The sequence below is a fragment of the uncultured Campylobacter sp. genome, from assembly GCF_938045535.1.
GTDB lineage: Bacteria > Campylobacterota > Campylobacteria > Campylobacterales > Campylobacteraceae > Campylobacter_B.
The window spans coordinates 1-10,958 of sequence record NZ_CALIMQ010000112.1; the positions used below are offsets into that span (position 1 = coordinate 1).

Below are 10,958 nucleotides of genomic sequence, written 5' to 3' on the forward strand. Positions count from 1 at the left end.
CATTTTTTGCTCCGATACCCAGGCTTATTAGATTATATCGCACCGCTTAGATATGTTGAGCCTGAAAATAATCAAGGCCGCGCAGTATCTGTATAGCGTACGTAAATTTCATCTATGTAGACTGCGATTGCGATTTCAGCCGCGCAAGTCCAGCCCGTAAAATTCTGCTAATTTTAAAACCCAAATGCCACGTAGAATTCTATCTATTTAAAGAGCTTTATTTCAAAATTTATCCGTTGCAAACTGCGCTCCCTAGCGCTCAAACTCTATCACAACCTCCTCCTCGCCGAACCACATCACGGAGTTTTTCATATCGCAAAATCGCGCCTCATCCGCCATCAGCTCCGCTAACACCGCTCGCGCTACCTCGCTGTTTCGTGCGTCCGCAAACGCCTGCACGCTTTCATACCATAGCTCGCCCATCGCGTCGTAGTTAAACGCTGCCGTCTCGCGTCTGGTGCTCTGTCCCTCGATAAAGATGGGCATAGTTTTTGCATAGCGGACGATATTTAGTGCCTTTTGATTAGCCAAAACCTTTTGCGAATGCGCCGCCCAGTGTGCTACAAACTCCTGCTGCGTGATACCCGGCGCTTTTTTTACCAACATCGTGATCTTAAACATAACCGCTCCCTAAATGAAATTTATCTCAAATTTACACCCTGTTCTATGATGCATCCGCGTTTTTGCAATTTTGCTTAGCGTTCTTTGCGTCTAAATAGACCTTGAAAAAAACTTAAAATAGCAGCCGTGCGCGCAAACACAAATCGCCAAAATGCATAAACCTCACTACTTAAAGTTCAAACCGCCGTCAATCTCGCTCGGTTTAACCGCCTAAAGCGTCATTTACGGCTACCGCCAAAATAAATTCCGCAGGCTCTTTGCGGGCAAAGTAAAATTCTGCCAAACCTTAGTGGACGATAAAATTTTACCAATCTCTAACGAGCATAAAATTCCGTCCGTTTTAGGCGAGCGAGTAAAATTCTGCGGCCTTTCAAACGGCGACAAAACAGACGAGCGGCGGTTTTATCTTTCACCGCCGCGCGCAAATTACGTTGCCACGCACGCGCCTAGCCCTTGCTCGACAAAAACCTTTGCAAAATTATCGTCGCGGCGATGCTATCAAAGCGCGCGTACTTGCCGCCGCCCTTAGCGCCTTTGCTCGCAAACTCCGCCGCTTCAGCGCTCGAAAAGCTCTCATCTTGAAATTTTATCTCGCCGTCAAAATCCAGCAGCGAGGCGAAGTGGCGTATGCGCCTGCTCATCTCCTCCTCGCTCGCCCCGCCGCGCGGCACGCCCAGCACGAGCACGCTGGCGCCCTTTTCGCGCAGCAGTTCGCTTAGCTCGCGCGCGGCTTGGGTGCGGTTTTTGCGCAGGATCGGCTCGCACGGAAGCGGCGTCTTATCATCCGGTGCCGCCGCCACGCCGATACGTTTAAGCCCAAGATCGATCGCAACTATCAAATTTCATCCTTTGCTAACATCAAATTTTGCGGAATTTCGCCATTAAAATTATGCCACCAAAATTCCGCGATCGGAATTTCATAGCTAAATTTTATCGCAGAATTTAGCTGCGGAATTTATGAAATTTTATACGAAATTGACATAAATTACACTCGCTCGCGCCGCTTGCGAGCTATTAAATTTAGCGTGCCACGAGCTTCAAATTTTAAAATTTCGATCGCCACGCCCGGCTCAGCACCCCCCCGCTACATCCGCGCGAGCCGCACATAAGCGACACCCAAACTCACGGCGGGCATAAACCTTGCCGTGCAGATGCCGGACGTGCAACCAACCCACCCCATGTAAAATCAAAATTTTAAAGCAAACCCGCATTCACGCGGCGGAGCAGATACAAGCCCCCCTACGCTTTATAACTCGTAAAATTTTGCCGCAGTGACCAAAATTTTCTCTTGCGACAAATTCAGCCTACCACACTCGCGCTGAAATTCGTAGCCAAATTTACCCGCAAAAATTTAGCACGATAGGCAAACAAACATTTAAACGCTATTTCAGAAAATTTCATGCATTTTAACACTTAAATTCTGCGCCGCAAAGTATTTACAAATCTCGCGCGGCATTCACAAACCGATCATTACCGCAATCGGGGCGAGTGGCACTACACAAACAAGCCGCGCGGGTTTGTTTTAAGCTTAAGCGTTACTTGCGGAAAGCAAAATTTTACCGAGCCGCCTTTTTCTAAATTTAAACACCGGCCGCGCAGACTACGCGCCATGCAAACACGCTATGCCGGCAGGCGGCGCCGATCAAACCACGGCGAGCAAGCGCTAGCCTCCAGCTACTTTGCTACGATCTTTGCGCCTAAAATTTCTATCCTACCTTCAAGCTCGTATTTGTAAATTTTATCGCCGAAGCGCTCGATCGCCGCTTGCAGATCGGAATTTAAAGCTAAAAATTCCATCACTTCATCCTGCGCACGCTCGGTGCTTTGCGGCGTCTGCGGAGCTAAAGACGCAACAAACTCGCCAAAATCCGCGATCAGCCGCGCCTGAGATTTTGCGAGCAGATCGTTCGTGCCCGCACTCTCGTCTATGCGGTGCGGCAGCACGTATACGGGTATGCCCATTTCGCGAGCCAGGCGGGCGCTTTGCAGCGAGCCGCTGCGGGGCTCTGCTTGAGCGACGATCAGCGCCTCGGACAGCGCCACGACGATGCGGTTGCGCTGCAAAAACTGAAATCCGCGCACGCTTACGCCGTCCTCATACTCGCTAAGCGCGAGACTGCGTTCGTAAATTTTGCCGATCATGGCGGCGTTTTGCGCGGGATAAATTTGATCAAGGCCGTTGCCAAAAACCGCAATCGTGTTTGGAAACGCCCCTTCGTGCGCGACTATGTCGCAGCCGATCGCTGCGCCGCTTACGACGCAAAAGTCCGCATCGCTCAAAGCGCGCGCGAGGCGCAGGATCAAATTTTTGCTATAAACGCTCATCTTGCGCGAGCCCACGATCGAGATGCGGCGCTTTTGTAACATCGCCGGCTCGCCCCTAAAATACAGCTGCGCGGGCTCGCTCGCACCGAGCCTTGCTAGGCTTTGAATTTTAAAACCGAGCTCACTCGTAGTACTCATAAATTTCGTCCAAATAGACCAAATCGACCTCGCCTAGGATATCGGCGCTGTTTGCGAGTGCGCGCAGAGTGGAGCTTTTGGGATGGCCGATAGCGATGGCGTAACCCTGTTTTTTAGCAAGCGTCACAGCTTCGCGCAGCTTTTTGCGCACCGCAGCGACGCTGTTTTGATTATCTAAAAACACATCGCGATGTACATATCGCATACCAAGCCCGTTCATCGCCGCCTTAGCCTTGGTAGCGGGGCTCGTGCGCGAGTCGATAAATAAAAATCCATGCTCGTTCATCGCGCGCAGCAGGTTTTGCATCGCGCGCTCGTCGGCGGTAAATTTGGAACCGGTGTGGTTATTTATAAATTTAGCGTTCGGAAAGTCCGCGCGCAGCTTGGCTATGACGCCGTTTAGCTTCTCGTAATTATCCGAAGCTCGCAGCGTCGCGGAGTTATTTTTGGCAGAGCTCGCCTCCATCGGCAGATGGATAGCGTAATGCTCAAAGCCGCGAGCGAGCGAGCGCGTGTCCTTGCGTTGGTACTCTGGCGGGAAGATGGATGGCGTCACGCGCACGGGCAGCGCGGCGATCTTTTGCGCCTGCTCGTCGGTGCCTACGTCGTCGATGATGATCGCTAGCTTTGCGCGAGAGCCTGCGGGCAGTGCTTTACGCGGCGATTTAGAAAGATCGTCCGCATTGCCCGAAGCGTAGCTTTGCATGGTAGAATTTATGGAATTTTCTGGCGCGAAATTTACTGCGGTAAAATTTACGTCAGGTCCGTCGCTTGCCGAATTTAAGGCGGCGGAATTTGCAAAAACCATAGAATTTACGGAATTTTGCGAATCGCCGTTTGCGGAATTTTGTACTGATGGATTCTGCCGTGCGGGCTCGATGCTCATCTTCGGCGCGGTTACGTTTTGCTCGGCGATCTTATCAAGCTCCTTTTGAATCAAAGCTTCCTTCTGTGCAGCGCTTAAACGAGGCTTTTTACCGCGAGAATCGGAAGTGCTCTCAGGAGTTTGTTTGCGCGAGCTTTGCTGCAACGCGGCTTTATTGCCCGAAAATACGAGATCCAAAACCCCGTAGGTAACCGCACCGCTTAAAAAGCACAAGATTACGACAAAGGCGATCGCTATGTAATTGATCGGGCGCTTTTTGCGGCGCCCGCGTGGATTTGTATTAGCCAAAGCTCAGCCGAAATTAGTTTTTATCTTTATTTACGAGCTTGCCTTTGGCGATCCACGGCATCATCGCGCGAAGCTTCTCGCCGGTTTTGCTAAGCAAGCTATTTGCCGTGATGTTGCGCTCGGCGTTCATTCGCACGTAGCCAGCTTTGCGCTCAAGGATGAAGTCTTTTGCAAATTTGCCGTTTTGGATCTCCTTTAGCACCTCTTTCATCGCCGCTTTGCTGCTTTCGTTTACGACGCGGTTTCCGCTTACGTAATCGCCGTATTCTGCGGTGTTTGAGATCGAGTAGCGCATATCAGCCATGCCGCCTTGATAGATGAGATCCACGATCAGCTTCATCTCGTGCTGGCACTCAAAATATGCCATCTCGGGCTCATATCCCGCCTCGACGAGAGTTTCAAAGCCCGCATTAATGAGCGCGCAAAGTCCGCCGCAAAGCACAGCCTGCTCGCCGAAAAGATCGGTCTCGGTCTCTGCTTTAAAAGTCGTTTCGATGATGCCGGTGCGGCCGCCGCCGATCGCACTTGCGTAGCTTAGAGCAAGCTCTTTGGCTCTGCCGCTTTCGTTTTGCGAAACGGCGATCAGCATCGGTACGCCGCCGCCGCTTACAAACTCATTGCGGACGGTGTGGCCCGGGGCTTTCGGAGCGATCATAATGCAATCGATGCCCTTTGGAGGGACGATCTGTCCGAAGTGGATATTAAAGCCGTGCGCGAACGCGATCGCGTTGCCCTCGCTTAAATTCGGCTCGATCTCCGCTTTGAAAATGTCGCCTTGAAACTCGTCGGGCGTTAGGATCATTACGACGTCCGCGGCTTTCGTAGCCTCGCCGACGCTCATTACTTTAAAGCCCTTCGCCTCGGCCTTGCTCCAGCTCGCGCCGCCCTTTTTAAGGCCCACGATGACCTCTACGCCGCTATCGCGCAAATTTTCGGCGTGAGCGTGTCCCTGCGAGCCGAAGCCGATCATAGCGACCTTTTTAGCCTTAATCAAACCCAAATCGCAATCTTTGTCGTAAAAAACGTTTATTGCCATAACGCATCCTTTTTTTAAAAATTTAGGCGAGATTGTAGCTAAAATTTGCTTTTACGTAGATAAACCGCGCGCCGCAAGGGGGGATAAAGAAATTTTGAGCTATCATTGAGGCATAATTTAGCTTTAAAAGGAGCAAAAATGAAAGTGGGATTTATCGGCGGCGGAAATATGGGCGAGGCGATGATCGCCGCACTTTGCAGAGCTGGCGGGCGAGATTGCGCAGCGGGCGGAGAAAATTTTACAGAGGATAAAGAAAATTGCACGGCGAGCGGAGAAAATTCCGCGCACGACGGGCAAAATTTTATGCCAGATACTCAAAGCTTTGCGGCTTGCGGGCAGAATTCCGCAAATTTAGAGCAGAATTTTACGAGCCGCGAGCGTGATTTCGCCTGCGCGCAGTCCGGCTCCGATACGAAGCTTCAAGTCCTAGCTTATGCTAGAAGTAAAAACGAAGTCTTACGCAAGCGCTACGGCGTGCAAATTTTAGAGGACGAGACGCAGCTGGCGCATGCGGCGGATATTATCGTGCTCGCGACCAAGCCCGCTAGATACGAGGGGATTTTGCACCTGATCGCGCCCGAGCTCGCAGGTAAAATCCTGCTTCTTTTGGCGCCGAATTTCAAGCTGGAGTGCGCCCAAAATATCGTAGGTGCGGACGTTTTCGTGGCCCGCGCGATGCCAAACATCGCTGCGGGCATCGGCGCGTCGGCTACGGCGCTGTGCTACGGCGAGTATTTTGATGAGACCAGTCGGAAGATCGTACGAGCGCTAGCCGCCAAAATCGGTAAATTTTACGAGATAGACGAGGCTGGTTTTGCCGCATTTACGGGGATCGCAGGGAGTCTGCCCGCGTATGTGTGCGCCTTTATCGAGGCTGCCGCGGATGCGGGCGTGCGGGGCGGACTGCCGCGGGCGCTGTGCTACGACGCGGTAGCGGCGGCGGTAGAGGGCACGGCGCGCCTGCTGCAAAGCGGTAAGCGCCCATCGGAGCTCAAAGACGCGGTCTGTTCGCCTGCGGGCACGACGATAGAGGGGCTGGCGGTACTGGAGGCGGCGGGGTTTCGCGCAGCGGTGATGGCGGCGATCGAGGCGTGCATTGCCAAAGCTCGCGGCTAGCCTTTCACCGCACCTCGTCGGTTTCGGATTTCAAATACGGCGCGTTTTTGGGCGTGCTAACATTGGGATTTTGTGCGGGCGCTCTAGCTAAAATTTTGTCTTAATTTTTAAATCGAATGAGTTCGCCATTTCTGCAGCGGCGGAATTTACGAGCTCTATGGCGAACAAGCCGCCAAACCCGCATTGCATTTAAATTTTAAAATTTAGCGACTTTAGAAATTTTAGATCAAAATTTACGCTTAAAATTTTAAATTTAGAGATTGTAAATTTAGCGCCCACGGCAGGGCAAAATTTTGATTTTTAGCGGCGCGAGCCTATGTCCACAACCATTAAAATCAAAATTTAACGCAGCATAGTAGATGCGCCCGCGACTGCGAACTTGCTGGATAAAAAATCAAGCGCAGAACGCAAGCGCTAAAATAGTGCGTCCTGCGCTGCGGTCTTGCGAGATACAAACGCAAGCTGCAAAATTTCATCGCTCGCGTGAATAGAAAACCAAACAAGCCGCGCCGAAACGTATTTGATTACCAGAGCGAGCCGCATCAAAACATATTCCGCCGCCCGTGCGAGCCTTAAATTTAAACTACGCTTCGCCGCCGAGCTGCAAACCAAACCTGTGCGCCAAACTCTGCCGAGTTGCGCAATAAAATTTGACTTTTCATCCGGTCAGAACTTCGCACGCAAAACCGCGACAAGCAAGTAAGATCAGATAAATTCTTTCTCCAAAGGCTGCATCGCGTTGCCGTCTGCGTCAAAAAGCACCCGCCCGCATACTTCGCAGACTTCATCTCTAGGTGACGGCTCGTCTGCGTCCAGCTGCCACGCCGACATCTCGCCGCACTCGCAGTTTATGACGTAAAGGATCTGCCTCTTGCGGCGCTTGCCCCACGGCGCGATATCCCAAAACGGCTCCTCTCGCTTTGCCATTTTCTTAAAATCCCGCTCGGCGTTCTTGTGCGCGATAAATAGATAATAAGCGTCATTATGCAGATCCAAAGTAAAGAGCCTAAAATCGCTCTTTTTCAGCGCCTTTTGAAACTCGTTCATCAAAAATAGGCTCGCGTCGCCGCGCTTAAAATCCTCTTTTTGCGCCTCTTTTTCGAGCCCTGCGTAAATTTTATCGCACTCTAGAGCCACGCCGCTTTGCAGCGCATCAAGCCTAGAGCGGATAAATTTACCCAGCTCTCCCGTCTCGTCTTCGCCGACCCAGTCAAGCATCCAAACAAGCCCTTTTCCGATAAGCGCGTCCAAAAACTCGCCGTCACCAAGCTCTCCTATCTTTTCAAAACCCTCCGTTTCGCCCGCCATCAAATGCTTTAAAACGCAGCACTGATCTTTCGTCATTTTCGCTCCTTTTGATTAAATTTCCGCCTACGTCGGTCTGTTTAAATTTTATCCCAAAAAGCTTTAAGCTTACTTTTCGCAACTCCTTGCGCCGCAAATTTAGCTCGCCGCGGCGGGTAAAATTTACGCTATAATTTCACAAAAGCGCTAAAATTCCAACCGAAAAGGACGCGAATGCAAACGGATCTGCAAGAAAAGATTAAGGAGCTGCAGCGCAAGATCGCGCGCGAAATCACCTATTTTCAGACGGGCGGAGTGAGGTCGCGAGGCGCGATCGATGAGTGCTGGATCGGCCGCGTGCTCGCTTGCGCGGCGGATGAGGAGCTACCGACGGATAAAAACGGCGCGCCGATGCTCCCTCTGGCGCAGTTTTACCTGCCCGCGCTACCCCACGTGCCGCAGGTCTTGGACGGCGTCAAGCTGCTTACGGTCTTCATCTCGCAGGATCTCATCGGCAAATTTGATGAGAATATGGACGGCCTGTGGGCAATCCGCGAGTATAGCGACGTAAGCGAGCTCGTCATAAAGGAGCTTTCAAATCCGCGCTCGCAGATAAGGCCCTTTCTTTGCAGCCCAAATTTGCCGCGGACGACGTCGCGGGCTGGGATGGCGGCGGGCTGGAGACTGACGTCGTGCACGAAATTTTAGAGCTTAAAAGGTCGGTCGGGCTCTATTATTCCGACGTCACGGCTGGGCTGGAGTATCACAACTGCACGAAGCTCGGCGGCTACCCCTCCTTTTGCCAGTCAGGAGTGAGCTTCGGCGAGGACTATCAGTTCGTTTTTCAGGTCTCAAGCGATGAAAAGGCGGGCCTTAACGTCATTGACGGCGGTAGCTTGATGTTTGCCAAAAACCCGCAAAGCGGCGCGTGGAGCCTATATTATGATTTCGATTAGGCACGCGAAGATAAATTTAGCTTGCTTACAAAATTCCGCCGCTTCAGACGGACGCTCGTGCCGAGTAATTTGCAATGAAATTTTATCGGTGCGTGGCTTTGAGCCCGCTCGGTGCGGATTAAATTTAAACGACGGCGCGCCCGATCTAGATTAAATTTAAGCCGCCGAAAGACGAGCCGTATAGTTGCAGGCGAGCCGAATACAGCGAGCGGGCTATGAAAAAATTCGGCGCCGCAAAATTTTAAAATTTTATAACTGAGATTTCGGATTCGAGCTTAAAATTTAAGGCGTGCTTGAAATTTTAACTCGTAAATTTAAAGGAGCAAAAATGAACGCAAACGAGCTTGCAAACATCTGGCGCAGGCCGATCTACCTGCCCTATCTGCAAGATCCGCTCACGCCCGAGGCGCTGCGAGCTGCAGAAGAGGAGCTAGGGCACGCCCTGCCGCGCGAGCTAGCCATGATGCTGGGCGTACAAAACGGCGGCTACCTGCGCTACGAGCTAGAGAGCTATCCGCTAGACGCCGTCAGCGGCATCGGCGAGGCGCATCCGTCGCTTACGCGCTCTAGCTGGGGCGAGGAGCGCGAGTGCGTGAGCTTCAAGCTTGACGGGCTGGTGCCCTTCAGCGGCGACGGGCATTGGTATCTGTGCCTGGACTACCGCGCCAGCGAACAGCCTGCAGTCGCCTACATCGACGTCGAGTGTGACGAGCAAAACATCATCGCGCAGGATTTCGCTTCGTTTTTGGCGCTTTTGCGGCTCGACACGGGCGGCAAGATCGCGCTGCAAACAGGGCTCGATCTAGACGGCACAAAGGCGCGGCTGGAGGAAATTTTGGGCGTGCGCGCAAGAGCCGCCGATCCACAGCTTTACGGCTTTAGCGTGTATAATTTCGCTCGCGATGGCGGCGTGCTGAGCCTTAGCCCGAACGAGGTTCGGCTCGGATTTGCCAGGCGGGGCGAGCGGCGGTTTAAAGAGCTTAAAAACTTCAGCGAGCCCGCCCTGCGCTATGCTGAGCTGGACGCGGACGCGATGATACTGGACGTTTTCAAAGAGGAGCTGATGAGTGAAATTTTGTGCGAGCTCAAGAGCGCAGGCTTGTGCGCACAGAGCCTAAAAGACGCGATCGGCGAGTAAGCTTTCGCGATTATTAGTGAGTTTTGTGCGGGCTGCGGCGCACGCTTGTGCAACCAGCAATGCGGGCTTGCGCGCGCAAATCTAGCTCGCTGCGGCAAGTAAAATTTCGCTATAATTTTGCCAATTTAACAAAGGAGAAAACGATGAGCGTAGAATTCCGCGTCAAAAACAAAAAGCGACCGCTATTTATGGGGTATTCGGACGTCATGAGCGTTAGCGAGGCATTGGATCTGCTGCCCGATCTATCGGTGTTTGGCATAGACGAGAGCGCCGAGGATTTCGATGAAAGGGCGTTTTTAAAATCGCTTTTGAGCGAGCATGAGTGTCTGATTTTAGGCGTGCGGGACAAGAGCGGGCGCGGGATGGAGCTAAGATATGATGAGGAGCAGCAAAGCTACGCCGTGCGCGTAAATACGCCCGCGACGGTCTTTGATTGGGTTTTGGCGATCTCGTATCTACAGGCGCTATCTAAGCAGCTAGGGGGCGAGATCACGGATGAAAACGGCGAAATTTACGATCACGACAAAATAGAGCAATTCGACTACGAGCGCGATATAGCGGCGGGGCTACATTCGATAGATCAGCACTTAAACGGCGATACGGAGGTAAATTTTTGCTACGGAGTAGAGAGGCCTTTTGCGATAAACCGCGCGATGATGGATGAAATTTTAGCCTCGTATAACCCCGCCGCCGAGTTTAGCAAGCGGCTGACCGAGGTGCAATATCTTGACGCTTACAGCGCGCACCAGAGGTTTTATCGAAATGGAGATGACGGCACGATAATGGGCTCATACGCGCTCACGCAGGACCTGCCCACTATCCTGCCCTACAAGCCGTTTGTGGAGTGGCAAAACGCGGAGATGCTGAAAAATAGCGACGTAGCGCGCTGGCAGATCGCGCTCATAGGCATAGAGGGCGACGAAAACGACGCAGGCAACTACCGCGCCATCGCCGAGCTGGAATACGGCGAGTTTATCGCGCGCCTGCCGAAGCAAAACTACCGCTTCATCGATGCGAGCTATATTTTGGTTGACGGGCTAAACGTCAATCAGCTAAAGGCGCTGGCGGGCTAAATTTTACTTTGTGGTGAAATTACGGGATTTTATCGAGGGTTGCTCTACAAAATTTAAAGACGCGGAATTTGCGGTAAATTTCGCGATGTGTAAAATT

At 52.1% G+C, this 10,958-nt stretch carries 12 protein-coding genes; 5 read left to right on the plus strand and 7 right to left on the minus strand.

The genetic code is table 11. The annotated features are described in order from the left end of the window. Positions 1–252: 252 nt before the first annotated feature. The 5 genes from Q0095_RS03595 to ilvC all read right to left on the minus strand — a co-directional run bounded on the left by Q0095_RS03595 (position 253) and on the right by ilvC (position 5,294). Positions 253–621, minus strand: a complete 369-nt coding sequence (locus Q0095_RS03595) for an EthD domain-containing protein (RefSeq protein ID WP_297881428.1) — start codon at positions 619–621, stop codon at positions 253–255. 446 nt (positions 622–1,067) lie between these two features. Beyond that, entirely contained in the window at positions 1,068–1,460 is a 393-nt protein-coding gene (gene ruvX, locus Q0095_RS03600; RefSeq protein ID WP_297881429.1) for a Holliday junction resolvase RuvX, read from the minus strand. 835 nt (positions 1,461–2,295) lie between these two features. Next, a complete protein-coding gene (locus Q0095_RS03605; protein ID WP_297881431.1) occupies positions 2,296–3,084 on the minus strand; it encodes a DNA-processing protein DprA in 789 nt (262 codons plus the stop codon). After that, positions 3,068–4,258 (minus strand): divergent polysaccharide deacetylase family protein, encoded by a 1,191-nt coding sequence (locus Q0095_RS03610; protein WP_297881433.1) that lies wholly within the window; start codon positions 4,256–4,258, stop codon positions 3,068–3,070. Before Q0095_RS03610 ends, Q0095_RS03605 begins: the two co-directional genes overlap by 17 nt. Before the next feature lie 13 nt (positions 4,259–4,271). Continuing rightward, on the minus strand, positions 4,272–5,294 hold the full coding sequence (gene ilvC, locus Q0095_RS03615; protein ID WP_297881435.1) for a ketol-acid reductoisomerase: 1,023 nt from the start codon (positions 5,292–5,294) through the stop codon (positions 4,272–4,274). Positions 5,295–5,432: 138 nt separating this feature from the next. Between ilvC and proC the strand changes: the two genes are divergently transcribed. Continuing rightward, positions 5,433–6,410, plus strand: a complete 978-nt coding sequence (proC, locus tag Q0095_RS03620) for a pyrroline-5-carboxylate reductase (protein WP_297881437.1) — start codon at positions 5,433–5,435, stop codon at positions 6,408–6,410. Between the two features lie 414 nt (positions 6,411–6,824). On the opposite strand, the gene Q0095_RS03625 is transcribed toward proC, so the two are convergent. Both Q0095_RS03625 and Q0095_RS03630 read right to left on the minus strand, forming a co-directional pair. Continuing rightward, positions 6,825–7,022 carry a hypothetical protein gene (locus Q0095_RS03625; RefSeq protein WP_297881439.1) on the minus strand — a complete coding sequence of 66 codons (198 nt, stop codon included), beginning with the start codon at positions 7,020–7,022 and terminating at the stop codon, positions 6,825–6,827. Positions 7,023–7,115: 93 nt separating this feature from the next. Then, on the minus strand, positions 7,116–7,754 hold the full coding sequence (locus tag Q0095_RS03630) for a hypothetical protein (protein WP_297881441.1): 639 nt from the start codon (positions 7,752–7,754) through the stop codon (positions 7,116–7,118). Between the two features lie 174 nt (positions 7,755–7,928). On the opposite strand from Q0095_RS03630, the gene Q0095_RS03635 reads away from it, so the two are divergent. The 4 genes from Q0095_RS03635 to Q0095_RS03650 all read left to right on the plus strand — a co-directional run bounded on the left by Q0095_RS03635 (position 7,929) and on the right by Q0095_RS03650 (position 10,861). After that, positions 7,929–8,402, plus strand: coding sequence for a hypothetical protein (locus Q0095_RS03635; protein WP_297881443.1), 474 nt, complete (start codon positions 7,929–7,931; stop codon positions 8,400–8,402). Beyond that, on the plus strand, positions 8,321–8,650 hold the full coding sequence (locus tag Q0095_RS03640; protein WP_297881445.1) for a hypothetical protein: 330 nt from the start codon (positions 8,321–8,323) through the stop codon (positions 8,648–8,650). Before Q0095_RS03635 ends, Q0095_RS03640 begins: the two co-directional genes overlap by 82 nt. Positions 8,651–8,978: 328 nt before the next feature. Then, a complete protein-coding gene (locus tag Q0095_RS03645; RefSeq protein WP_297881447.1) occupies positions 8,979–9,788 on the plus strand; it encodes an SMI1/KNR4 family protein in 810 nt (269 codons plus the stop codon). Positions 9,789–9,931: 143 nt separating this feature from the next. Then, on the plus strand, positions 9,932–10,861 hold the full coding sequence (locus Q0095_RS03650; protein ID WP_297881449.1) for a DUF4299 family protein: 930 nt from the start codon (positions 9,932–9,934) through the stop codon (positions 10,859–10,861). Positions 10,862–10,958: the final 97 nt, after the last annotated feature.

Excerpts from the sequence above, each read along its gene's own strand:
- Q0095_RS03630 (WP_297881441.1), bottom strand. The coding sequence starts at position 7,754 with ATGACGAAAGATCAGTGCTGCGTTTTAAAGCATTTGATGGCGGGCGAA.
- Q0095_RS03635 (WP_297881443.1), top strand. The coding sequence starts at position 7,929 with ATGCAAACGGATCTGCAAGAAAAGATTAAGGAGCTGCAGCGCAAGATC.
- proC (WP_297881437.1), top strand. The coding sequence starts at position 5,433 with ATGAAAGTGGGATTTATCGGCGGCGGAAATATGGGCGAGGCGATGATC.
- Q0095_RS03650 (WP_297881449.1), top strand. The coding sequence starts at position 9,932 with ATGAGCGTAGAATTCCGCGTCAAAAACAAAAAGCGACCGCTATTTATG.
- Q0095_RS03645 (WP_297881447.1), top strand. The coding sequence starts at position 8,979 with ATGAACGCAAACGAGCTTGCAAACATCTGGCGCAGGCCGATCTACCTG.
- Q0095_RS03605 (WP_297881431.1), bottom strand. The coding sequence starts at position 3,084 with ATGAGTACTACGAGTGAGCTCGGTTTTAAAATTCAAAGCCTAGCAAGG.
- ilvC (WP_297881435.1), bottom strand. The coding sequence starts at position 5,294 with ATGGCAATAAACGTTTTTTACGACAAAGATTGCGATTTGGGTTTGATT.
- Q0095_RS03595 (WP_297881428.1), bottom strand. The coding sequence starts at position 621 with ATGTTTAAGATCACGATGTTGGTAAAAAAAGCGCCGGGTATCACGCAG.